22 protein-coding genes are annotated in these 21,751 nt (G+C 69.8%); 8 read left to right on the top strand and 14 right to left on the bottom strand.

Annotated features, from left to right (window positions below):
• Positions 1–87 precede the first annotated feature (87 nt).
• The gene (locus I7S92_RS02445; RefSeq protein WP_197641886.1) at positions 88–1,404 is read left to right on the top strand and encodes an aspartate aminotransferase family protein; all 1,317 of its coding nucleotides are present in this window, start codon (positions 88–90) and stop codon (positions 1,402–1,404) included.
• Here the strand turns inward: I7S92_RS02445 and I7S92_RS02450 are convergent.
• Entirely contained in the window at positions 1,401–2,198 is a 798-nt protein-coding gene (locus I7S92_RS02450) for a hormone-sensitive lipase (protein ID WP_494337052.1), read from the bottom strand. The genes I7S92_RS02445 and I7S92_RS02450 overlap by 4 nt on opposite strands.
• Before the next feature lie 198 nt (positions 2,199–2,396).
• Here I7S92_RS02450 and I7S92_RS02455 point away from each other — a divergent pair, with 198 nt between their 5' ends.
• The 5 genes from I7S92_RS02455 to phoB all read left to right on the top strand — a co-directional run bounded on the left by I7S92_RS02455 (position 2,397) and on the right by phoB (position 6,086).
• Entirely contained in the window at positions 2,397–2,849 is a 453-nt protein-coding gene (locus I7S92_RS02455) for an RbsD/FucU family protein (RefSeq protein WP_197641887.1), read from the top strand.
• 5 nt (positions 2,850–2,854) lie between these two features.
• A complete protein-coding gene (rbsK, locus tag I7S92_RS02460) occupies positions 2,855–3,775 on the top strand; it encodes a ribokinase (RefSeq protein WP_197641888.1) in 921 nt (306 codons plus the stop codon).
• A 104-nt stretch (positions 3,776–3,879) separates the two neighbouring features.
• The gene (gene pstB / locus I7S92_RS02465) at positions 3,880–4,677 is read left to right on the top strand and encodes a phosphate ABC transporter ATP-binding protein PstB (RefSeq protein ID WP_197641889.1); all 798 of its coding nucleotides are present in this window, start codon (positions 3,880–3,882) and stop codon (positions 4,675–4,677) included.
• Between the two features lie 10 nt (positions 4,678–4,687).
• Positions 4,688–5,389, top strand: coding sequence for a phosphate signaling complex protein PhoU (gene phoU, locus I7S92_RS02470; protein ID WP_197641890.1), 702 nt, complete (start codon positions 4,688–4,690; stop codon positions 5,387–5,389).
• 4 nt (positions 5,390–5,393) lie between these two features.
• Positions 5,394–6,086 carry a phosphate regulon transcriptional regulator PhoB gene (gene phoB / locus I7S92_RS02475; protein WP_197641891.1) on the top strand — a complete coding sequence of 231 codons (693 nt, stop codon included), beginning with the start codon at positions 5,394–5,396 and terminating at the stop codon, positions 6,084–6,086.
• Positions 6,087–6,160: 74 nt separating this feature from the next.
• Here phoB and modC read toward each other — a convergent pair whose 3' ends face one another.
• Genes modC through I7S92_RS02495 form a run of 4 tightly spaced genes read right to left on the bottom strand, consistent with a single transcriptional unit; the run spans position 6,161 to position 9,121 of the window.
• Positions 6,161–7,246 (bottom strand): molybdenum ABC transporter ATP-binding protein, encoded by a 1,086-nt coding sequence (modC, locus tag I7S92_RS02480; protein WP_197641892.1) that lies wholly within the window; start codon positions 7,244–7,246, stop codon positions 6,161–6,163.
• Positions 7,243–7,941 (bottom strand): molybdate ABC transporter permease subunit, encoded by a 699-nt coding sequence (modB, locus tag I7S92_RS02485; protein ID WP_197641893.1) that lies wholly within the window; start codon positions 7,939–7,941, stop codon positions 7,243–7,245. The genes modC and modB overlap by 4 nt, the downstream gene beginning before the upstream one ends.
• A gap of 12 nt (positions 7,942–7,953) precedes the next feature.
• Positions 7,954–8,700: a molybdate ABC transporter substrate-binding protein gene (gene modA / locus I7S92_RS02490; RefSeq protein ID WP_197641894.1), complete on the bottom strand. Its 747-nt coding sequence runs from the start codon at positions 8,698–8,700 to the stop codon at positions 7,954–7,956.
• Positions 8,701–8,758: 58 nt separating this feature from the next.
• Positions 8,759–9,121 (bottom strand): winged helix-turn-helix domain-containing protein, encoded by a 363-nt coding sequence (locus I7S92_RS02495; RefSeq protein ID WP_197641895.1) that lies wholly within the window; start codon positions 9,119–9,121, stop codon positions 8,759–8,761.
• A 114-nt stretch (positions 9,122–9,235) separates the two neighbouring features.
• On the opposite strand from I7S92_RS02495, the gene I7S92_RS02500 reads away from it, so the two are divergent.
• A complete protein-coding gene (locus I7S92_RS02500; RefSeq protein WP_197641896.1) occupies positions 9,236–10,021 on the top strand; it encodes a ThuA domain-containing protein in 786 nt (261 codons plus the stop codon).
• Entirely contained in the window at positions 10,021–11,076 is a 1,056-nt protein-coding gene (locus tag I7S92_RS02505) for a Gfo/Idh/MocA family protein (protein ID WP_197641897.1), read from the top strand. The genes I7S92_RS02500 and I7S92_RS02505 overlap by 1 nt, the downstream gene beginning before the upstream one ends.
• A 1-nt stretch (position 11,077) precedes the next feature.
• Here I7S92_RS02505 and I7S92_RS02510 read toward each other — a convergent pair whose 3' ends face one another.
• From I7S92_RS02510 to rsmH, 9 genes are all read right to left on the bottom strand, one after another.
• Entirely contained in the window at positions 11,078–11,656 is a 579-nt protein-coding gene (locus I7S92_RS02510; RefSeq protein WP_197641898.1) for an NYN domain-containing protein, read from the bottom strand.
• 18 nt (positions 11,657–11,674) lie between these two features.
• On the bottom strand, positions 11,675–13,084 hold the full coding sequence (gene murD / locus I7S92_RS02515) for a UDP-N-acetylmuramoyl-L-alanine--D-glutamate ligase (protein WP_197641899.1): 1,410 nt from the start codon (positions 13,082–13,084) through the stop codon (positions 11,675–11,677).
• Between the two features lie 57 nt (positions 13,085–13,141).
• Complete coding sequence (locus I7S92_RS02520) at positions 13,142–14,236, bottom strand: transporter substrate-binding domain-containing protein (protein ID WP_197641900.1); 1,095 nt, start codon at positions 14,234–14,236, stop codon at positions 13,142–13,144.
• A gap of 174 nt (positions 14,237–14,410) precedes the next feature.
• The gene (gene mraY, locus I7S92_RS02525) at positions 14,411–15,493 is read right to left on the bottom strand and encodes a phospho-N-acetylmuramoyl-pentapeptide-transferase (protein ID WP_197641901.1); all 1,083 of its coding nucleotides are present in this window, start codon (positions 15,491–15,493) and stop codon (positions 14,411–14,413) included.
• Positions 15,494–16,927, bottom strand: a complete 1,434-nt coding sequence (locus I7S92_RS02530; RefSeq protein ID WP_197641902.1) for a UDP-N-acetylmuramoyl-tripeptide--D-alanyl-D-alanine ligase — start codon at positions 16,925–16,927, stop codon at positions 15,494–15,496.
• 178 nt (positions 16,928–17,105) lie between these two features.
• On the bottom strand, positions 17,106–18,590 hold the full coding sequence (locus I7S92_RS02535; protein WP_197641903.1) for a UDP-N-acetylmuramoyl-L-alanyl-D-glutamate--2,6-diaminopimelate ligase: 1,485 nt from the start codon (positions 18,588–18,590) through the stop codon (positions 17,106–17,108).
• Between the two features lie 13 nt (positions 18,591–18,603).
• Positions 18,604–20,397, bottom strand: coding sequence for a peptidoglycan D,D-transpeptidase FtsI family protein (locus I7S92_RS02540; protein WP_197641904.1), 1,794 nt, complete (start codon positions 20,395–20,397; stop codon positions 18,604–18,606).
• Positions 20,394–20,747: a cell division protein FtsL gene (gene ftsL / locus I7S92_RS02545; protein ID WP_197641905.1), complete on the bottom strand. Its 354-nt coding sequence runs from the start codon at positions 20,745–20,747 to the stop codon at positions 20,394–20,396. Before ftsL ends, I7S92_RS02540 begins: the two co-directional genes overlap by 4 nt.
• Complete coding sequence (rsmH, locus tag I7S92_RS02550) at positions 20,747–21,751, bottom strand: 16S rRNA (cytosine(1402)-N(4))-methyltransferase RsmH (protein WP_197641906.1); 1,005 nt, start codon at positions 21,749–21,751, stop codon at positions 20,747–20,749. Before rsmH ends, ftsL begins: the two co-directional genes overlap by 1 nt.

Consider the following 21,751-nt stretch of genomic DNA (forward strand, 5'->3'; position numbering starts at 1 on the left):
ATACTCAGGTATGTCAACCGCACATTCCGCTGGCCCCCGGCGGGCAAGCGGCTATCCTGCCGCTCCCGCCTTGCGAAAGCCCCTGCCATGACCCGCCAGACCACGATGCTGAACGCCTATACCCCCGGAGCGGGGCATCTGTCGCCCGAGGACCGGGCGCTGGCCGAGCGGCGCAGCCGGGCGCTTGGGCCCGCCTACCGGCTCTTCTACGAAACGCCGGTGCATCTGGTCCGGGGCGAGGGCGTCCATCTCTATGACCGGGAGGGCAAGGCCTATCTCGACACCTACAACAACGTGGCCTCGGTCGGCCATTGCCATCCCCGCGTGGTCGAGGCGATGGCGCGGCAGGCCGCGACGCTGGCCACCCATACCCGCTATCTGCACGAGGGGATCCTGGCCTATGCCGAGCGGCTGCTGGCGCTGTTTCCGGCCGGGCTTGCGCATGTGATGTTCACCTGCACCGGGTCGGAGGCGAACGACCTCGCGCTGCGGATCGCACGGGCCTGCACCGGCGGGACCGGGGTGATCGTGACCGACAACGCCTATCACGGCGTCACGCTGGCCACGGCCGAGATGTCGATGTCGATCGGCCCGGCCGTCGCCCCGGGGCCTGCGGTCTTTCCGGTCCCCGCGCCTTCGGCCGCGAACTACCCGGAAGGCGTCGCGGCGGGCTTTGCGCGGGCGGTGAACGATGCCTGCGACCGGATGGCGGCGCAGGGAATCCGGCCGGCGCTGCTGATCGCCGACACGATCTTTTCCTCGGACGGGGTCCATCCCGACCCCGAGGGCTTCCTCGCCCCCGCCGCCGCCGCGATCCGGGCGCGGGGCGGGCTGTTCCTGGCCGACGAGGTGCAGCCCGGCTTTGGCCGCACCGGCAGCCGGTTCTGGGGCTTCCAGCGGCATGGGCTGGTCCCGGACATGGTGAGCCTGGGCAAGCCGATGGGCAATGGCTATCCGCTGGCGGGGTTGGTGCTGCAGCCGGGGACGATTGCCGAGTTCGGCGCGAAGGCGCGGTATTTCAACACGTTCGGCGGCAATGCCGTGGCCGCCGCCGTGGGCCTGGCGGTGCTGGACGTGATCCGCGACGAGGGGCTGCAGGAGAATGCCGACCGCGTCGGCCGGGCCTTTGCCGAGGGGCTGCGGGCGCTGGCCTCGCGCCACGAGGCCCTGGGCGAGACCCGGGCGGCGGGGCTGTTCCTGGGCCAGACGATCCTGAGCGACGGCAGGCCCGACCCCGCCCGCACCGCGCGGTTGGTCAATGCGCTGCGCGAGGAGCGGATCCTGATCAGTTCGACCGGGCCGGCAGGCGACAGCCTGAAGATCCGCCCGCCGCTGCCGTTCTCGATGGCGAACCTCGACCAGTTCCTGACCACGCTGGACAAGGTGCTGGCGCGCGACGGCTAAAGCCCGGCGAGCAGGGTCCGGCAGAGGGGGGAATCGGGTCTCTCCAGCCCTTCGACCACATCGAAATGGTGGCGGAGGGGTTCCGGGGTCCAGGCGCAGGACCATTCCTCGGACAGGGTCCGCGCCTGCCAGAGGAAGGCGGGGCGTTCCTCGGCGCCGACCCAGACATGGGCGGTGACGCCGGGACGAAGCGGCAGCCGGGCGGGGCTTTCGCTTGCGGCCTCGGCCGCGTCGATCTTCAATGTCGCGTTCATCGTGGTGGCCATCAGCGGCCCGAGCTCGGCCAGGGGCGAGACCGGCACCACCCGCGCCACCGGCAGGTCGAGGTCGGCGCAGCCCATCCGGGCGGCGAGGTGGCCACCAGCGGAATGGCCGGTCACCACCAGTGGGCCGGTGAAACGCGCAGCGAGGAAACGGCAGGCGCGGGCGATCTCGGCGGTGATTCCGGCCAGCCGCGCCTCGGGCGCCAGGGTGTAGCCCGGCAGCGCCACGGCATAGCCCTGCGCCAGCGGCCCGGCGGCGAGATGCGACCAGTCCGCCTTGCCCAGCGCCAGCCAGTAGCCACCATGGACAAAGGCCACCACGCCGCGCGGCGCGCCTTCGGGCAGAAAGAGGTCGAGCCTTTCGCGCGGGGCGGGACCATAGGGCAGGTCGAGCTCGGCCCGGCGGCAGGCAGCGCGGAAGGCAGCGGCGCGCCAGGCCCAGCGGGCGGGATAATCCTCGGCACCGGGGATGAAGGCCCCGTTCATGTGCTCGCGGTCGGGATCGGGCCAGGCATAGGGCGGTCGGGTCACGGCTTTTGCCCGATCCCGCCGGGCGGAACGGAAATGTGGCTTGCGGTGATCATGCGGACCCCCCTCCCTGGTGTCGGCCCATCAGGGAGGGTGCGACCGGGGATGTCCAGACGGCATCGCACGGGGCCTTTGCAACCGGGGAGGAAAAGGTGCAATCCTTCCGCCGATGCGCGATCCGACAAGGCCGGGGAGGGCCGGATGCTGAAGGGAATCGACCACCGGCTGAACGCCGAGGTGCTGGCCTGCCTGCGCGCCATGGGGCATGGCGACATGCTGATCCTGGCGGATGCCAATTTCCCCGCCGAGGCGCTGGCGCGGGCGACGGTGACGGGAAGATCCCTGCGGATGGAGAATCTGCGCGCGGCCGAGGCGGCAGCGGCGATCCTCTCGGTCCTGCCGCTGGACACCTTCGTCGCGGATTTTGCCGGGCGGATGGAGGTGGTGGGCGCGCCGGACGAGATTCCGCCGGTGCAGAAGGAAGTCCAGGCCGAGATCGACCGCGCCGAGGGGCGGGCGCGACCGATGGCCGGCATCGAACGCTTCGCCTTCTACGACCTTGCCCGCCAGTCCTTTGCCGTGATCCAGACCGGAGAGCGGCGGTTCTACGGCTGCTTCATGTTCCGCAAGGGCGTGATCCCGCCTGAGGTATGAGACCCATGAAACCCATCGTCATCCTTGGCATCTTCGTCGCCGACACCAGCTTTCGCGCCGAGCGGATGCCGCGCATGGGCGAGACCGTCCTGGGGCAAGGCTTCGCGCTCGGGCCCGGCGGCAAGGGGTCGAACCAGTCGGTCGCCGCCGCCATGGCGGGGGGCGAGACGCATTTCATCACCCGGCTGGGACGGGACGACTTTGCGCGGATCGCGTGGGCGACCTGGGAGAAGGCGGGAGTGCGGCCCGAGGTGACGGAGGATGGCGAAAGCTATACCGGCGCGGCCTTCATCTTCCTGGAGGCGGCCACGGGGGACAATGCGATCATCGTCTCGCCGGGGGCGGCGGCGCGGATCACGGAGGAGGATCTGGAAACGCGGGCGGAGTTGATCCGGGGGGCCTCGGTCTTCGTCACCCAGTTGGAGCAGCCGATCCCGGCCGCGAAGCGCGGGCTGGAGATCGCCCGCGCGGCCGGAGTGCCGACGATCCTGAACCCGGCGCCGGCGGCGGCGCTGGACGATGCGATGCTGGCGCTTTGCGACTATCTGACCCCGAACGAGTCGGAGGCCGAGGGGCTGACCGGCCTGAAGGTGACCAGCCTCGCCGAGGCCGAGGCGGCGGCGGATGCGCTGCTGGACCGGGGCGTCGGGGCGGTGGTGATCACGCTGGGGGCGAAGGGCGCGCTGTATCGCGACCGCAGCCGCAGCGTGCATGTGCCGGCCGTCAGCGCGGGCCCGGTGGTCGAGACGACGGGCGCGGGCGATGCCTTCAACGGCGGCTTCGCCGTGGCCCTGGCGGAAGGACGCGACGTGGTCGAGGCGGTACGCTTCGGCTGCGCCACCGCCGGGATCAGCGTCACCCGGCCGGGAGCCGCGCGCTCGATGCCCGCGCGGGCCGAGATCGAGGCCCTTCTGGCGCGCGGGTGACGGGCTGTCACCCGGCTGTTACACTTCTGTCGCATAGACTTCACCGGGCCGGCCTATAGGGGCCGGGCGCGGGCTGCGGTCTCGCAGCGGCAAGGAGCGGAAAGATGGACGGGATGCAGACGGCAGAGCAGGACATCGCGACGCGGGCAGCGAAGATCTCGGCCAGGGGCGTGCAGGTCTGGTATGGCCAGAACCATGCGCTGCGCGACGTGGACATCGACATTCCCGAACGCGCGGTCACTGCGTTCATCGGGCCATCGGGCTGCGGCAAGTCGACCTTCCTGCGCTGCCTGAACCGGATGAACGACACCGTGGCCACGGCGCGGATCGAGGGGCGGATCCTGCTGGACGGCGAGGACATCTATGACGCCCGCGTCGATCCGGTGCAGCTGCGCGCAAGGGTCGGGATGGTGTTCCAGAAGCCCAACCCCTTCCCGAAATCGATCTACGACAACGTGGCCTATGGCCCGCGCATCCACGGCATGACGCGAACCCGGGCCGAGCTTGACCAGGTCGTCGAGACCGCCCTGCGCAAGGCCGCGCTGTGGAACGAGGTCAAGGACCGGCTGGATGCGCCCGGCACCGGGCTGTCGGGCGGGCAGCAGCAACGGCTGTGCATCGCGCGCGCCATCGCCACCGCGCCCGAGGTCCTTCTGATGGACGAGCCCTGCTCGGCGCTGGACCCGATCGCCACCGCCCAGGTCGAGGAGCTGATCGACGAGCTGCGCGACCAGTTCTCGGTGGTGATCGTGACCCATTCGATGCAGCAGGCCGCGCGCGTGAGCCAGAAGACCGCCTTCTTCCACCTGGGCAATCTGGTGGAATACGACAGCACGACCCGGATCTTCACCAACCCGAAGGACCCCCGGACCGAATCCTACATCACCGGCCGGATCGGCTGAGGAGAGCGCGATGAGCACCGCACATATCGTTTCCGCCTTCGACCGCGACCTGGAAGCGGCGCAGGCCCTGGTCATGCGCATGGGCGGGCTGGTCGAGACCGCGCTTCTGGACGCGGCCGAGGCGCTGGACACCCGCGACGAGGAACTGGCGCAGAAGGTGCGGACGGGCGATGCCGCCATCGACGCGCTGGAGGAGGAGATCCACAGCCAATGCGCCCGGCTTCTGGCGCTGCGCGGGCCGACGGCGGGCGATCTGCGCACGGTGCTGACCGTCATGCGCATCGCCGGCGCGCTGGAGCGGTCGGGGGATTACGCGAAGAACCTGGCCAAGCGGACCGCGGTGCTGGGGCAGATGACCCAGGTCCCCGGCGCCTCGGGCGCGATCCGGCGGCTGGCGAAGGCGGTGGTGCAGATGATGGCCGACGCGCTGGACGCCTATATCCGGCGCGACGTGAAGCTGGCCGGCGACGTGCGCCAGCGCGACCGCGAGATCGACCAGATGTACAACTCGATCTTCCGCGAGTTCCTGACCCACATGATGGAGGACCCGCGCAACATCGGCCCCTGCATGCATCTGCACTTCATCGCCAAGAACATCGAACGGGTGGGCGACCATGCCACCGCCGTGGCCGAGCAGGTGATCTACCTCGTCACCGGCGAGATGCCGGGCGACGAGCGGCCGAAGTTCGACGCCACCGCCACGGGGGGCTGAGGCGATGGCGCGCAGCGGGCAGCCGCGGGTGCTGTTGGTCGAGGACGAGCCCGCGCAGCGGACGGTCCTGGCCTACAACCTGGAAGCCGAGGGCTTTGCCGTGACCCAGGCCGACAACGGCGAGGACGCGCTGGTGCTGGTCGACGAGGAGGATCCCGACATCATCATCCTGGACTGGATGATGCCGAGGGTCAGCGGCATCGAGGTCTGCCGGCGGCTGAAGATGCGGCCCGAGACCCGGGGGATCCCGATCATCATGCTGAGCGCGCGGGCCGAGGAGGTGGACCGGATCCGCGGGCTGGAGACCGGGGCGGACGATTACGTGGTGAAGCCCTATTCGGTGCTGGAACTGATGGCGCGCGCCCGGGCGCAGCTGCGGCGCGTCCGGCCCTCGACCGCCGGGGTGGTGCTGGAGCACGAGGATATCCGGCTGGATCCCGAAAGCCACCGGGTCTACCGCGCCGACAAGGTGCTGAAGCTGGGACCGACCGAGTTCAAGCTTCTCGTCACGCTGATGGAGCGGCCGGGGCGGGTCTTCAGCCGCGAGCAGCTGCTGGATCTGGTCTGGGGGCGGGACATCTATGTCGACACCAGGACGGTGGACGTCCATGTCGGGCGGCTGCGGAAAAGCCTGATGCAGTTCGGCGGCTCGGATCCGGTGCGGACGGTGCGGGGCGCGGGCTACGCGCTGGGTTGAGGCCGAAGCCGGGGGCATTCTGCCCCCGGACCCCCCGAGAGTATTTGTCCCAAGAGGAAGCAGCGGGTTTCGCGTCACGGCGTGACGGCATGGCCGACGCTGTCGCGGGCGACGGCGACGGATTTGACGATGGCGAAGACCGGCTGGCCGGGGGCGAGAGCCAGCGCCTCGGCCGAGCGGCGGGTGACGCGGGCGAGAAGGTGCTGGCCGCCGAGGTCGAGCCGCACCAGCGCGCCCGGCCCGCTGCCCAGATGCAGGGCCGAGACGCGGGCGGGCAGGATGTTCAGGGCCGACAGGCCTTCGGGCCGGGACAGCGACAGGATCACGTCCTGCGCCGCGATGCGCAGACGCAGCGTCTGGCCCGGCGCGCCCAGGACGCGCGGGAGCCAGAGGGGCAGCCTGAGCGGGCCGGCGGCAAGCTCCAGCCGGGACAGGCCGTCGCCCTCATGCGCGGCGATGCGGGCGGTCAGGATGGCGCCCGCATCGCCCAGCCCCAGAACCGGCGCGATCTGCGGATCGGACAGCAGGTCGGCCGCCGGCCCCTGGGCGACCAGATGCCCGGCCTCGATCACGGCGATGGTGGTGGCAAGGCGCGCGACCTCGGGCAGGGAATGGCTGACATAGAGGATCGGCAGGGCAAGCTCGTCGCGCAGCGTCTCGATATAGGGCAGGATCTCGGCCTTGCGCGCCTCGTCCAGGGCGGCGAGGGGTTCGTCCATCAGGATCAGCCGGGGCTCGGAGAGGAGAGCCCGGCCGATGGCGACGCGCTGACGCTCGCCCCCCGAAAGCGCGCCGGGACGGCGGTCGAGGAGTGCTGCGAGGCCGAGAAGCGCCACGATCCGGTCGAAGCCGGGCGGCCGCCTGCGGCGGATGCGGGCGGCATAGCCGAGGTTGCCGCGCACGGTCAGGTGCGGGAACAGGCGGGCGTCCTGGAAGACATAGCCGATGCGGCGCCTGTGCGGCGGCAGGTGATGGAGGGGCTCGTTGTCCAGGAGGATCTCGGCCCGGTCCGGCCGGAGGAGCCCCGCGACGGCATTGATCACCGTGGTCTTGCCCGAACCGGAGCGGCCGAAGAGACAGGTCAGGCCGGGCGGCGCGGTCAGGTCCACCTCGAGCCGGAAGCCGGGAAGAGAATGGGAGAGGCGGATTTCCAGCGTCATCGCCCGGCGATCCTTGCGGCGATGCGGCGCGAGAGCCATTCGGACAGGGCGAGCGCCAGCGTGGCGATGGCGACCGAGACCAGCACCAGGCGCAGGGCGCCCGCATCGCCGCCGGGAACCTGGAGGAAGCTGTAGATCGCGGTGGGCAGGGTCTGGGTCTCGCCGGGGATGTTGGCGACGAAGGTGATGGTGGCGCCGAACTCGCCCATCGCCTTGGCGAAGGCGAGGACCGCGCCCGCGAGGAGGCCGGGCAGGATCAGCGGCAGGGTCACGGTCAGGTAAACCATGCCGCGCGAGGCGCCGAGGGTGGCGGCGGCCTCTTCAAGGCGGGGATCCACCGCCTCGAGCGCGAGGCGGATGGCGCGGACGAGGAGCGGGAAGGCCATGACGGCGGCGGCGAGGGCGGCGCCAGTCCAGCGGAAGGCGAAGGTGAAGCCGAACCAGTCCCAGAGCGCCGCGCCGGCCCAGCCCTGCCGCCCGAAGCTGAGCAGAAGCAGGTAGCCGGTGACCACCGGCGGCAGGATCAGCGGCAGGTGGACGATCAGGTTCAGCAGGCCATGGCCGGGAAAGCGCCAGCGCGCAAGGGCATGGGCCGCCAGAAGCCCGAGAGGCAGGCTGGTGAGCGTGGCCCAGAACGAGACCCGCAGCGAAAGCAGGAGCGCCTGGGTCTCGGCGGGCGACAGTCCGTCAAACATGCGCCGATCGTGTCACGGCGCGGCGGTCAGGGGCAAGAAGCCGTTGGCGGAAAAGACACCGGCCGCCTCGGGCGAGGCGAGATGGTCGAGGAAGTCCGCCGCCTCGGGCGAGGCGGTCAGGGTCAGCGCGCCGGGGTAGGTGATGGGCTGGTGGCTGTCCTCGGGGAAGGTGCCGACCAGACTGACGCCGGGCTCGGCCACGGCATCAGAGGCGTAGACGATGCCGTAGGGTGCTTCGCCCAGCGCCACCAGTTGCAGCGCGGCGCGGACGTTCTCGGACTGCACGACGCCGGGTTCGACCGCGGCCCAGAGGCCGAGGCTTTCCAGCGCCTCCTTGCCGTATTGCCCGGCGGGGACGGAATCGACCATGGCCATCGCGAGCTTGCCCCCGGCCAGAAGTGCCGCCAGGTCGAGGGTCTTGTCGATGGTGACCGGGGCGGCATCGGGCGGGCCGACGAGGATCAGCCGGTTGCCCAGGAGGTCGCGGCGGCTGTCGGGCTGGATCAGCGCCTTGTCGGCGAGATCGTCCATCCAGGCGGTCGAGGCGGAGAGGAAGACGTCGGCCGGCGCGCCCTCGGCGATCTGCCGGGCCAGCGTCGAGCTGCCGCCATAGGAAAGGGTCACCGGGGTGCCCGTCTCGGCGGTGTAATCGGCCGCGATCTCGTCCAGCGCGGTCTTGAGGCTGGCGGCGGCGAAGACGGTGACCTCGGCGGCGGCGGCGTGGGCGGAGAGCAGCAGGGCGAAGAGGGCAAGACGCATTGGGGGCTCCGATATGTTTGGCGGAACATATGGCCCGAAGGGTCGCGCGAGGCAAGCGTTATTTCCCTCCAGACATATCGCAAAGCAGCGCCGCGATCCGCGCGATCTCGGGGGCGGCGGCGGTCTCGGCGCGGGCCAGCATCGACTGGTAGGCCGACAGGACCTCGGCTCCGGTGTCGGTCAGGCTGGCGCCGCCGCCCCCTGCCCCGCCCCGCACGCTGGTGACGAGGGGGGTGCGGAAGGCGGCGTTCATCTCCTCGACCAGGGCCCAGGCGCGGCGATAGCTCATCCCCATGGCGCGACCCGCGGCGGCGATCGAGCCGGTCTCGGCGATCCGGACCAGAAGTGCCGCCTTGCCGGGGCCGAAGACCAGCCTGTCGCCGATGAGAAGCCGCAGCTTCAATGTCGCCTGTTCCGTCATCCCGCCAGCATCCCCTGCCCCGCCCGCAGGCGCAAGGGAACAAGCGGGCGGGGGCCGCGTTGACTCGGGGCCTTTTGCAACCCAGGCTTCCGGCATCAGGGAAGGGAGACCGCCATGCAGCTCCGCGTCACCGTCTGGGGCGAGAACGTCCATGAACAGAAGAACCGCATCGTGGCAGGGGTTTATCCGAAGACCATGCATGGCACGATCGCCGAGGCCTTGAACCGCGAGCACGGGATCCAGGCCGGCACCGCCACGCTGCAGGACCCCGAGCACGGGTTGACGGCGGCGCGGCTGGCCGAGACGGATGTGCTGGTCTGGTGGGGCCATGCCGCGCATGGCGAGGTCTCGGACAAGGTGACCGAGCGTGTGGTCGAGGCGGTCTGGTCGGGCATGGGGATCATCTTCCTGCATTCGGCGCATTTCTCGAAACCCTTCAAGCGGCTGATGGGCACGCCCTGCAACCTGACCTGGCGCGAGGCGGGCGAGCGCGAGCGGATCTGGGTCGCCGCGCGCCAGCATCCGATCGCGCACGGCATCCCCGACCATTTCGAGCTGGAATACGAGGAGATGTATGGGGAGCCCTTCGGCGTGCCGGAACCGCTGGAGACGGTGTTCATCAGCTGGTTCCAGGGTGGCGAGGTGTTCCGCTCGGGCCTGACATGGCGGCGGGGGGCGGGGAATGTGTTCTACTTCCGGCCGGGGCACGAGACCTATCCGACCTATCACCAGCCCTTGGTACAGAAGGTGATCTGCAATGCCGTCCGCTGGGCGCACAACCCCGAGGCGCGGGTTCCGAACGTGACGGCGGCCCCGAACACACCCGTTGCCAAGGCGCTGGAACCGATCGTCGAACGCGGGCCGCGCCTGCATCAGGACGGCGAGGCGGGCTATCGCTGATGCAGCCGGTACGGCTTTTGATCCTGGGCACGGGGGGCATGGCCAAGAACCATGCCGCGCATTTCGCGGCGATCCCCGGCGTGACGCTGGTCGCGGGCGTCGACACGCGGCCCGAGCCGCTGGCGGCCTTCCAGGCGGCGCATGGCATCGCGCATGGCTTCGCCTCGCTGGGCGAGGCGCTGGCCTGGGGCGGGTTCGACGCGGTGACAAATGTCACGCCGGATGCGGCGCATCATGCCACCACCCTGCCGCTGCTGGCGGCGGGCAAGCATGTGCTGTGCGAAAAGCCCCTGGCCACCAATGCCGCCCATGCCGAGGAGATGGCCGAGGCGGCACGGCTGGCAGCTGTGGTGAACATGGTCAACCTGTCGTACCGCAACGTGGCGGCGCTGCAGAAGGCGGCGGCGATGGTGCGCGAGGGGGCCATCGGCGAGGTCCGGCATTTCGAGGCCTCATATCTGCAAAGCTGGCTGACGCAGCCCGCCTGGGGCCAGTGGGACCGCGAGCCGCAATGGCTCTGGCGGCTGTCGACGGCGCATGGCTCCAAGGGGGTGCTGGGGGATGTGGGTATCCATATCCTGGATTTCGCCACCTTCATCGCCGGGCTGGACGCGCGGGAGGTGTCCTGCCTGCTGCAAACCTTCGACAAGGTGCCGGAGGGGCGGATCGGGGAATATGTGCTGGACGCCAACGACAGCGCCACGCTGCAACTGCGGCTAGCCAATGGCGCGCTGGGGACGGTGGCGGCGACGCGCTTTGCGACCGGCCATCTGAACGACCTGCGGCTGCGGATCTTCGGGCTGGCGGGAGGGCTGGAGGTGAGCTTCGAGAAGGCGGAAAGCCGGTTGCGCGCCTGTCTTGGCCCGGATGCGCAGACCGCGACCTGGACCGAAATCGACTGCCCGCCGGTGCCCACGATCTACCAGCGGTTCATCGCGGCGATCCGGGGCGAGGGCCCCTGCGAGCCCGACTTTGCCCGTGGCGCGGGCCTGCAGCGGCTTCTGGACCGGGCCGAGGCTTCGGCGCGCGAGGGGGGCTGCCTTCTGCCGCTGTGAGTCAGCCCTTGCGGGCGGGGACCGGCAACCCCTCCAGCCGGAGCTTGCCGCCCTGCATCGCGCCGGGGATCAGGAAGCCCGGCTCCTCGACTTCGGGATGGTCCGCCGCCCAGTCGCGGAAACGGTCGTTGGTCACGATCCGGGCCCCGAACTCGCGCGCGGTCTGCAACAGGAACGGGTCGGCCGGGCTGCCCGCCTCCACCACAAGCACCTGGGCAGGCTCGATATCCAGAAGCTGCGCGAAATCGCCGTCGTGCATGTAACGGCCTTCCAGCTTCCACCCGGCATTGGCGTCGAACACCACGCCGGGCAGATAGCCCTTCTTCCGCACCTCGGCGATCACCGCGCGGACCGGGTCCAGCCGGGGAGTGTTGTCCTGCCAGTGCATCACGTTGGAACCGTCGATCAGGATCCAGTTCTGTGGCGCCGCCTTCGCCTTGGGGCGGGGGCGCAGGAAGACGAGGAGGAGGACCAGCAGCACCCCCCCGGCGACCGCCAGTTCGGTGCCCAGATGCGACACCGGCGCTTCGGTGGGTGTCGGCTCGACCGTGATCGTCTTGAAATCCGCAAGCGGTAACATCTGTCACTCTCTCCGATGTCAGGCCCCCGGCCCGATAAGCGCCTGCACCCGCGCGGTGAAATCCTCGCCCCGCTTCTCGAAGTTCGGATATTGGTCGAAGCTGGCGGCCGCGGGGGCAAGCAGGACGACCTCGCCCGGCTCGGCCTCGGCCGCGGCGCGGGCGACGGCGCGGTCCATCGTCTCGCAAAGCTCGTGCGGGGTCTCGCCCAGCTGCAGCGCGAAGTCGCGGGCGGAATGGCCGATGAGATAGGCCTTGACCACCGGGCCGAGGAGCGGCCGGAGCGCGGCGATCCCGCCCTCTTTCCCCAGGCCCCCGGCGATCCAGCGGATGCGGGGGAAGGCCTGCAGCGCCTTGGCCGCGCTGTCGACATTGGTGGCCTTCGAGTCGTTGACGAAGCGCACCCCGCCCCTTTCGCCCACCAGCTGGCTGCGGTGCGGCAGGCCCGCGAAGCTGTGCAGCGCGCCCTCGATCAGCTTCGGCGCCAGGCCAAGCGCGCGGCAGGCGGCATAGGCGGCGCAGGCGTTCTGGTGGTTGTGCGCGCCGGGCAGACCCTTGACCTCGCGCAGGTCGATCGAGGCGACCTGGCGGCCCTTGCGCCATTCGGCGAGAAAGCCCTTGCGGGCGAAGACCGACCAGCCGAAATCCTCCAGCTTCGTGCCCGAGGAGATGCGGATCACCCGGTCGTCCTGCGGCCCCTGCCCCAGCTGCCCGGCCAGGAAACGGCCCTCGGCCTCGTCCACGCCGATCACCGCGCGGTCGGGGCCGCCGAGGGTGAAAAGCCGGGCCTTGGCGGCGAAATAGCCGCCCATGCCGCCGTGGCGGTCCAGGTGGTCGGGCGAGAGATTGGTGAAGACCGCGACATCGGGGGTCAGCGCGCGGGCAAGCTCGGTCTGGTACGAGGACAGTTCCAGCACGATGACCTCGCCATCCTGCGGTGGGGCGATGGAGAGGACGCCGGTACCGATGTTGCCCGCCATCTGCGTGGGCCGGCCGGCGACCTGGAGGATGTGGTGGATCAGCGCCGTCGTCGTGGACTTGCCGTTCGAGCCGGTGACCGCGATGACCTTGGGCGGGGTCTCCATCTCGGCCCAGCTGCTGTCGGCGGCGCTCTGGAAGAAGAGGCCGATGTCGTTGTCGACCGGGACCCCGGCCTGCAGCGCGCGGGCGATGACGGGATGCGGCGCGGGATAGAGATGCGGGATGCCGGGCGAGGTGACGAGGCAGGCCAGCCCCTCGAACGCGGTGTTCCGGGTCAGGTCGGTCAGGGTGAACCCCTCGGCCTCGGCCCCGGCGCGGGCCTCGGGGCTGTCGTCCCAGAGGAGCGGTTCGGCCCCCCCGGCGCGCAACGCGGCGGCGGTGGCAAGGCCCGACCGGCCCAGCCCCAGCACCGCCACCTTCGCGCCCCTGTAACCCTTGACCGGGATCATGCCTGCCCCCTGAATGCCCTGCGCATGGGATAGGTCAGGACGCGGCAAAGGGGAAGGCTACTCCTGCGACTTGTTCCATTCCGCAAGCCCCGTGGCGACGAGGTCGTACCATTCGCCGCTCTCGCGCATCTCGGCGATGCCGCGGTTGATCATTTCCATGTATTCCGCCGCGCGCGGGTTCTTCTTCGAGATCACGATGTGATGCGTGTTGAACGTGGCCAGCGCCGGGTTCAGCGCCACCTTGTCGGTCGCCCCCAGCGCCTCGAAATTCGCGGTCGAGGTCTCGATCTCGATCGAATAGAGGTCGACCTCACCCGCCAGCAGCATCTTGGCACATTCCATCGGCGTCTTGGGATGAAGGAAGGTCACCGTCGGCTCGGCCAGGCCCTCGACCTCGAGATCCGAGGTCGGCCAGCCTTCGGGACGGCAGATCCGGGCCCCGGCATAATCGCCGAAACTGCGGGCCTCGGCATATTTGCTGTCGATCAGCGTGTGGTAGGAATAGGCGACCTCGTAGATCGGCAGCGAGAAGTCGAACTCGGTGCACATCTTGACCGCGAATTCGCCCAGAAGGTCGATGCGCGAGCAATCGGGCCGCGACCAGGCGATCGACATGTCGAAGGCGTTGGTCGGCAGGAGCGTCTCGATATGCGAGCCCCAGTCGTCGACATAGTTGATGGTATAGTCGCGGTCGTTGCCGCCGCGCTGCATGGCGGTGGCGGCCATCTGCACATAGATCCCGCCGCCCGGCAGGCTTTGGTCGGTGAAGGGCTTCCAGTCGTTCGCGGTGACGAATTTCAGCTTGGGCGCATAGGGCCGGTCGGCCGAGCGGGTGGTTTCCTGCTTCTCGGTCTCGGCGGCGATGACGGCGGAAAGCTCGCTGTCGGCAGTGAGGCGGCCGTCCTCGCAGGGCAGGATCAGTTGCAGCCCGGCGGGGAGGTTGTTGAAATTCTGCCCCAGCGCGTCGCGGTTGGCGTTGAAGATCATCTGGTAGTTGTAGGAGCCATAGGCGGCATAGGCGATCTCGCCCAGGGTGTCCCCCTCCTGGACGGTATAGGTGGTGCATGCCTCCTGCGCGGCGGCGGAGAAGGGGGCGAGCGCGCCGAGCGCGATCAGGGCGGGGCGCAGGAACTTGCGGATGGCAGTCGGCATGGTGAACCCCCGGGATCGGTTTCTTGCAGGTAGGAGCCTTCAGGATTGGGCCATTACTGCTGCAAGTTTGTGGCAGAACCAAGGAAACTGCGGTCAGTGTTTCCGCTGGGGGAACTTTGATCACGCCGGGGTTGCGCGCCCGGGTGGGGTGGGTGATTCACCCACCCAATGCCTTCACCTGACCTTCAGCGTGGCCAGCCCGATCAGCGCCAGGATCACGCTGATGATCCAGAACCGGATCACGATCTGCGGCTCGGCCCAGCCCTTCTTCTCGAAATGGTGGTGGATCGGCGCCATCAGGAAGATGCGTTTCTTCGTGCGCTTGTAGTAGAGCACCTGGATGATCACGCTCAGCGCCTCGACCACGAAGAGGCCGCCGACGATGGCCAGCACGATCTCGTGCTTGGTGCAGACCGCGATCGCGCCCAGCGCGCCGCCCAGGGCCAGGCTGCCGGTATCGCCCATGAACACCGCCGCCGGGGGCGCGTTGTACCACAGGAAGCCGAGCCCGGCACCAAAAAGGGCGGCGGTGAAGACCAGAAGGTCGCCGGTGCCGGGTACGAAATGCACGCCTAGGTATTCGGTGAAGTTCGAGTTGCCGACCACATAGGCGATGATCCCCAGCGTGCCGCCCGCGATCATCACCGGCATGATCGCCAGCCCGTCCAGCCCGTCGGTCAGGTTCACCGCATTGGCCGCGCCGACGATCACCACCATGCCGAAGGGCACGAAGAAGATGCCAAGGTCGAGAAGCGCGTCCTTGAAGAAGGGGAAGGCCAGCTGGTCGGTCAGCGCGGCCGGATGGAACATCGAGGCCGCATAGCTGGCCAGCGCCGCGATCAGGAGGCCCAGCCCCATGCGCAGCTTGCCCGAGACGCCCTTGGTGTTCTGCTTCGTCACCTTGGCATAGTCGTCGGCGAAGCCGATCAGGCCGAAGGCCAGCGTCACCAGGATCACGATCCAGACGAAGGGATTGTCGAGCCGCGCCCAGAGCAGCGTCGAGACCATCAGCGCCGACAGGATCAGAAGCCCGCCCATCGTCGGCGTGCCCGCCTTGGACAGGTGGCTTTGCGGCCCGTCGTCGCGGATCGGCTGGCCCTTGCCCTGCTTGCGGCGCAAGAGGTCGATCAGCGGGCGGCCGAAGAGGAAGCCGAAGACCAGCGCGGTCACGAAGGCGCCGCCGGCCCGGACGGTGATGTAGCGGAACAGGTTGAAGATGCCGCCGCCGTCAGCGAATTCGGCCAGCCAGTAGAACATTTACGGGGTTCCTTCTTTCGGGGCTGCGGCCTGCCCCATTTTCCGCAGCGCGTCAACGACAAGGCTGACCTTCGATCCCTTGGAGCCCTTCACGAGCAGGATATCCCCCGCGTCGATCAGGCTGCGGGCGCGGGCCGCCAGTTCGGCCGCGCCTTCGGTCCATTCGCCGCGCATCTGGCGGGGCAAGGCCGCGTGCAGCGCCCGCATCCGGGGGCCGACGCAATGGATCAGATGGACCGCCGAAAGGCCGGGATGACGGGCGATGGCGGCGTGCAGCTCGGCCTCGGTCGGGCCCAGCTCCAGCATGTCGCCGAGGATGGCGATGCGCCGCCCGCCGCCGACCCGGCCGATCCCGTCGGTGGGTTTCGCGGCGATGAGCACGTCCAGCGCCGCCGCCATCGAGGCCGGGTTGGCGTTGAAGGCGTCGTCGATCAGGTCGAAGAAGGTCTCTTCCACCAGATCCAGCACGATCCTTTCGCGCTGGCCCCGGCCGGCGGGCGGGGCCCAGCGGCCGAGGTCATGCGCCGAGATCATCGGATCGGCCCCCAGCGCCTCGGCGGCGGCAAGGGCGCCCAGCGCATTCAGCGCGAAATGGCGACCGGGCGAGGCGACCTTGTAGAGGAGCGGCTCGCCCCGGCGGGTGGCGCGGCAGACGGTGGTCTCATCCACGATCCGCGCCTCGATCAGGCGGTAGTCGGCGGCCTCGGCGGCGCCGAAGGTGACAGGCTTGGCGCCCTGCGCCCCGGCCAGAAGGATCGGCGTGGTGGGCAGGTCGGCGTTGACGATCGCGGTGCCGCCGGGCTTGAGCCCCTGGAAGATCGCGGCCTTTTCGCGGGCGATCTCCTCGACGCTGGCGAAGGCCTCCAGATGCGCCGGCGCGACGGTGGTGACCAGCGCCACGTCCTGCCGCGCCAGCCGCGCCAGCGGCGCGATCTCGCCGGGGTGGTTCATGCCGATCTCGATCACGGCGAAATCGGCGTCGGCGGGCATCCGGGCCAGGGTCAGCGGCACGCCCCAATGGTTGTTGTAGCTGGCTTCCGCGGCATGGGTCCGGCCCTGCCCGGACAGGATCGCGCGCAGCATCTCCTTGGTCGAGGTCTTGCCGACCGAGCCGGTGATGCCGACGACCTTCGCCTTCGTCCGCGCGCGGGCAAAGGCCCCCATCGCCTCCAGCGCCCGCAGCACATCGGGGACGACCAGCAGCGGCGCGTCCGGGGCCAGGCCCTCGGGGATGCGGGAGACGAGGGCGGCCGCCGCCCCCTTCTCCAGCGCCTGCGCCACGAATTCATGCCCGTCGCGGAGGTCCTTCAGCGCGACGAAAAGGTCGCCGGGCTGCAGCGTGCGGGTGTCGATCGAGACGCCGGACGCCTGCCAGCCGGCGGTCGGGCGGCCCCCGGTGGCCTTGGCCGCCTCTGCTGAGGTCCAGAGGGTCATCGAGCGACCTCGGCGCAGGCGACCGGCGATTGCAGTGGGCGCTTCCCTCCCCCCTCGTGGGGGAGGGAGAGGGAGGGGGGGAGCGCCGCATTGCAGGCGCGGAACGCCAGGCGGGGAGCCCCCCACCCCCATCCCCACCCCACGAGGGGGAGGGGAGGCGCATCGCTCGGATCGTTCCTCATGGCCTCTCCCCGGGCAGCGCGGCGACGGCGACGCTGGCCTGTTCCACGTCATCAAAGGGATAGACATCGGTCCCGACCACCTGCCCGCTTTCATGGCCCTTGCCGGCGATCAGCAGGGCATCGCCCGGCAGCAGGGCATCCACCGCCCGCAGGATCGCCTCGGCCCGGTCGCCGACCTCATGCGCCTCGGGGCAGGCCGCCAGGATCGCTGCGCGGATCGAGGCGGGGTCCTCGGTACGGGGGTTGTCGTCGGTGACGTAGAGCACATCGGCATTGGCCTTCGCCGCCGCCCCCATCAGCGGGCGCTTGGTCCGATCCCGGTCGCCGCCCGCGCCGAAGACCACGACGATCCGGCCCATCACATGCGGGCGCAAGGCGCGCAGCGCGGTCTCCAGCGCATCCGGCGTATGGGCGTAATCGACATAGACCGCCGCCCCGTTCCTGCGGGTGGCGGCCAGTTGCATCCGGCCCCGCACCCCCGTCAGGCGCGGCAGCACGGCAAGCACCGCGTCGGGCGCATCGCCGGCGGCAATCGCCAGCCCTGCCGCCACGGCGACGTTCTCGGCCTGGAAGGCGCCGATCAGGTTCAGCCGGGTCTGGAACGCCCTGCCCTGCCAGAGGTAGCGCACCTCCTGCCCGGTCGCATCAGGCCGCGTCGCGGCGATCTGCAGGTCGGCCCCCGGCCCCTTGCCCACCGTCAGCACACGCAACCCGCGTGCCAGCGCAAGTTCCGCCATGTCGTCGCCGCGCGCGCCGTCGAGGTTGACCACGGCCACCCCGTCCTCGGGCAGGAGGCGGGTGAAAAGCTGGGCCTTGGCCTGGAAATAGGCCGCCATCGTGCCGTGATAGTCGAGGTGATCCTGCGTCAGGTTGGTGAAGCCCGCCGCGCAGAGCCGGACCCCGTCCAGCCGGCGCTGGTCGATCCCGTGCGAGGAGGCCTCCATCGCGGCATGGGTCACCCCGGCCGAAGCCGCCGCCGCCAGAAGCTTCTGCAATGCGATCGCATCCGGCGTGGTGTGGCTGGAGGGCGCGGACCATGCCCCCTCGATCCCGGTGGTGCCGATGTTGATCGCCTCGTGCCCCAGCGCGGCCCAGATCTGCCGGGTGAAGGTCGCGACGCTGGTCTTGCCGTTGGTGCCGGTCACCGCGACCATGCACTCCGGCTGCGGCCCGAACCAGAGCGCGGCCGCACAGGCCAGCGCGGCGCGGGGGTCCTCGGCCAGGACCAGGGCCGCGTCGCTGTCGGCCAGTTCTGCGGCCGCAAGCCGCGCCCCCTCGGCATCGGTCAGGATCGCGGCCGCGCCCTGTTCCAGCGCAGCGGGGATGAAGCGGGCGCCATGGGTCGCGCTGCCGGGCAGTGCTGCGAAAAGCATTCCCGCCCGGACCGCGCGGCTGTCCGCGGTCACGCCGGAAAGCGCCGGGTCGCGTCCGGCCCGGGCGGTCAGGCCCAGGTCCGATAACCGTATCGCGCGCGAAGTCATCCGCCGCCCCCTGTCAGTTGCTGGCGGCTGTTACCGCATCCGGAGCAGGGGGTTCAAGCTTGGGACGCAGCCCCATGAGCGGCGCGACGCGACGGATGATCTCGGAGGCGACGGGAACGGCGGTCCAGCCGGCGGTGCGGCGGGCCTGCGACAGCGTGGTGTCCATCGGCTCGTCCAGGGTCACGATCAGCACATATTGCGGGTTCGAGGCCGGAAACACCGAGGCGAAGGTGTTGACCACCTTGTCCTTGTAGTAGCCGCCGGTCTTCTTCGGCTTGTCCGCCGTCCCGGTCTTGCCCGCGACCTCGTAGCCCGGCACCTCGCCAAGGCTGGCGGTGCCTTCGGTCACCACACGGCGCAGCATGGTGACGGCATCATGGGCGGTCTTCTCGCTCATCACCCGGACGCCGGTGGTCGGCCCCTCGCGTTTCAGGAGCGTGGGCTTGATCATCACCCCGCCGTTGGCGATCGCCGCATAGGCGGCGGCCAGGTGCATCGGGCTGGCCGACATGCCGTGCCCGTAAGAGGTGGTAATGGTGACGATCTCGGGCCATTTCTTCGGGATCAGCGGCCGCGCGCCCGGCGCCTCGACCAGTTCCAGCGGCGTCGGCTCGAAGAAACCCAAAGATTTCAGGAAGGCCTGCTGGCGCAAGGGACCGATCATCAGCGCGATATGCGCCGTGCCGACGTTCGACGACTTGGCGATGACATCCGTCACCGACAGGAGCGGGCCATAGTTCTTGCCCTCGAACTCCTTGATCTTGTGCTTGCCCCAGACCATCGGCGCATTGGCGTCGACCATGGTGGCGGGCGTGACCAGGCCCAGTTCCATCGCCTGGGCCACGGCAAAGATCTTGAAGGTGGACCCCAACTCGTAGACCCCCTGCACCGCGCGGTTGAACAGCGGACTGTCGCCGGGTTCGGCGTTCTTGTCGACCAGGGGATTGGGCCGGTCGTTCGGATCGAAATTCGGCAAGGAGGCCAGGGCAAGGATCTCGCCGGTGCGCACGTCCATCAGGATCGCCGCCGCACCCTTGGCGTTCAGCATCTGCATCCCGGCGAAGAGGACCTCCTCGATCGTGGCCTGCAGCGAGAGGTCCAGCGAAAGCGTCAGCGCCCTGCCCGCCTGGGCCGGGTCGCGCAGCCGCGCGTCCAGCGCCTTCTCGACGCCCGCCGTGCCGATCACCTCGGCCGAATGCACGCCCTCGGCCCCGAAGGAAGTGCCGCCAAGGACATGCGCGGCCAGCGTGCCATTCGGATAAAGCCGCATCTCGCGCGGGCCGAAGAGAAGGCCGGGGTCGCCGATCTCGTGCACGAGCTGCATCTGTTCGGGGCTGAGGACCTTCTTGATCCAGACGAAGCTGCGCCCGTCGGTGAACCGCCGCTCCAGCGCCTTGGCGTCGAGGTCGGGGAAGATTTCGGCCAGCTTCACGGCCACGCCCTTGGGGTCCACCATGACCTTGGGATGCGCGTAAAGCGCGTGGGTGGTCATGTTGGTGGCCAGGATCCGGCCGTTGCGGTCGGTGATGTCGGCGCGTTGCGCGATGATCTCGGCGCCGGGGGCGGAGGCGCGCGGCTCCACCGGCTCGGTCGCGGCCATCAGGCCCATGCGGGCGCCGATCGCGCCGAAGGCGACGACAAAGCCCAGAGACAGGAGCAGCAGCCGGAACTCGGCGCGCGAGCGGGATTTCTCGCGCATCGCCTCGTGCCGCAGGCGCAGGTTCTCCTTCTCGATCTGGTCGGGGTTCAGCCCGTCCTCGCGGGCTTGCAGGATCCGGGCGAGCGGCCGCAGGGGCGTGCGCATCAAAGGCCCTCCTCGATCGGTTCGGGTGCCTGAATGTCCACCGGCATGTCGATCTCGGGCAGGGTCTGCCGCGGATAGGCGACCTGGGCCGCGGTACCGAACTGGCCCGGCTCCATCGGCAAAAGGCCGAGGCGGTCGAAGTTCACCGTCGCCAGTTCGCGCAACCGATCGGGACGGTTGAGGTAGGCCCATTCCGCGCGCTGGACCGACAGGGCCTCGCGCAGGCCGACGATCTGGCGTTGCAGGCCCGCCATCTCCTTCAGCGCGGCCTGGGTCGCATAGTTCTCGCGGTAGGCCCAGAAGCCCAGCGCGATCAGGGCGAGGAAGGAGAGGACATAAAGCACGGGGCGCATCAGCGGCGTCCTTTCGGTCGGATCTGCGGCACGCCGAGGTCGGCCGGGTCGATGGCTTGCGCGGGCGCGGCCGTACGCCGCGCGACGCGCAGCTTCGCCGACCGGGCGCGGGGGTTGCGGGCGATCTCGTCCTCGTCCGGGGCCACGGGCTTGCGGGTCACGAGGTCGAAGCGGGCCCTGGTGTCGGCCTTCGCCGGGGCATAGCGGTTGGCGTTCGCCTCATGGCCGCTGGCCAGCTGGAAGAACCGTTTCACGATCCGGTCCTCGAGGGAGTGGAAGGTGACGACGGCAAGCAGCCCACCGGGTTTCAGCGCGCGTTCGGCGGCGGCAAGCCCTTCGGCCAGTTCGGAAAACTCGGTGTTCACCGCAATGCGGATCGCCTGGAAGCTGCGGGTCGCGGGATGGCTTTGCCCCGGCTTCGGGCGAGGCAGACAGCGGGCGACGATCTCGGCCAGCCGCGCCGTGGTGGTGATCGGCTCGACGCTGCGGGCCGCGACGATGGCATGGGCGATCCGGCGCGAGGCGCGCTCCTCGCCGTAGTGATAGAGGATGTCGGCCAGCACGCTCTCATCGGTGGTGTTCACCAGATCGGCGGCGGAGGGGCCGGACTGGCTCATCCGCATGTCCAGGGGCCCGTCCTTCTGGAACGAGAATCCCCGCTCGGCCTGATCCAGTTGCATGGAGCTGACGCCAAGGTCGAGGACGACGCCATCCAGCGCCTCGCCCGCCAGCGTGTCGAGGTCCGAGAAGGTGCCCGCCACCAGCCGCAGCCGGTCGCCATGATCCGTGGCCCAGCCGGCCGCCATCTCCAGCGCCAGCGGATCGCGGTCGATGCCGATCACCCGATCCGCCCCGGCGGCCAGAAGCGCGCGGGTGTAGCCTCCTGCCCCCAGCGTCCCGTCCAGCCAGACGCCGGACACGGGAGAACATTCCCGCAGGATCGCGTCGATCAATACCGGGATATGGGGATCGTCGGAGGGGCGGCCTGGCAGCGGACCCGGCAT

Origin of the sequence: Tabrizicola soli (assembly GCF_015999335.1) — a bacterium.
Lineage (GTDB): Bacteria > Pseudomonadota > Alphaproteobacteria > Rhodobacterales > Rhodobacteraceae > Tabrizicola > Tabrizicola soli.

What these genes read in the sequence shown, in the direction of transcription:
- rsmH (WP_197641906.1), bottom strand. Translation starts at nt 21,751, where the DNA reads ATGCCGGGTCCGCTGCCAGGCCGCCCCTCCGACGATCCCCATATCCCG.
- modC (WP_197641892.1), bottom strand. Translation starts at nt 7,246, where the DNA reads ATGACGCTGGAAATCCGCCTCTCCCATTCTCTTCCCGGCTTCCGGCTC.
- phoB (WP_197641891.1), top strand. Translation starts at nt 5,394, where the DNA reads ATGGCGCGCAGCGGGCAGCCGCGGGTGCTGTTGGTCGAGGACGAGCCC.
- murD (WP_197641899.1), bottom strand. Translation starts at nt 13,084, where the DNA reads ATGATCCCGGTCAAGGGTTACAGGGGCGCGAAGGTGGCGGTGCTGGGG.
- I7S92_RS02445 (WP_197641886.1), top strand. Translation starts at nt 88, where the DNA reads ATGACCCGCCAGACCACGATGCTGAACGCCTATACCCCCGGAGCGGGG.
- I7S92_RS02455 (WP_197641887.1), top strand. Translation starts at nt 2,397, where the DNA reads ATGCTGAAGGGAATCGACCACCGGCTGAACGCCGAGGTGCTGGCCTGC.
- pstB (WP_197641889.1), top strand. Translation starts at nt 3,880, where the DNA reads ATGGACGGGATGCAGACGGCAGAGCAGGACATCGCGACGCGGGCAGCG.
- I7S92_RS02500 (WP_197641896.1), top strand. Translation starts at nt 9,236, where the DNA reads ATGCAGCTCCGCGTCACCGTCTGGGGCGAGAACGTCCATGAACAGAAG.
- modA (WP_197641894.1), bottom strand. Translation starts at nt 8,700, where the DNA reads ATGCGTCTTGCCCTCTTCGCCCTGCTGCTCTCCGCCCACGCCGCCGCC.
- phoU (WP_197641890.1), top strand. Translation starts at nt 4,688, where the DNA reads ATGAGCACCGCACATATCGTTTCCGCCTTCGACCGCGACCTGGAAGCG.
- I7S92_RS02495 (WP_197641895.1), bottom strand. Translation starts at nt 9,121, where the DNA reads ATGACGGAACAGGCGACATTGAAGCTGCGGCTTCTCATCGGCGACAGG.
- modB (WP_197641893.1), bottom strand. Translation starts at nt 7,941, where the DNA reads ATGTTTGACGGACTGTCGCCCGCCGAGACCCAGGCGCTCCTGCTTTCG.
- I7S92_RS02505 (WP_197641897.1), top strand. Translation starts at nt 10,021, where the DNA reads ATGCAGCCGGTACGGCTTTTGATCCTGGGCACGGGGGGCATGGCCAAG.
- mraY (WP_197641901.1), bottom strand. Translation starts at nt 15,493, where the DNA reads ATGTTCTACTGGCTGGCCGAATTCGCTGACGGCGGCGGCATCTTCAAC.
- rbsK (WP_197641888.1), top strand. Translation starts at nt 2,855, where the DNA reads ATGAAACCCATCGTCATCCTTGGCATCTTCGTCGCCGACACCAGCTTT.
- I7S92_RS02520 (WP_197641900.1), bottom strand. Translation starts at nt 14,236, where the DNA reads ATGCCGACTGCCATCCGCAAGTTCCTGCGCCCCGCCCTGATCGCGCTC.
- ftsL (WP_197641905.1), bottom strand. Translation starts at nt 20,747, where the DNA reads ATGCGCCCCGTGCTTTATGTCCTCTCCTTCCTCGCCCTGATCGCGCTG.
- I7S92_RS02530 (WP_197641902.1), bottom strand. Translation starts at nt 16,927, where the DNA reads ATGACCCTCTGGACCTCAGCAGAGGCGGCCAAGGCCACCGGGGGCCGC.
- I7S92_RS02510 (WP_197641898.1), bottom strand. Translation starts at nt 11,656, where the DNA reads ATGTTACCGCTTGCGGATTTCAAGACGATCACGGTCGAGCCGACACCC.
- I7S92_RS02535 (WP_197641903.1), bottom strand. Translation starts at nt 18,590, where the DNA reads ATGACTTCGCGCGCGATACGGTTATCGGACCTGGGCCTGACCGCCCGG.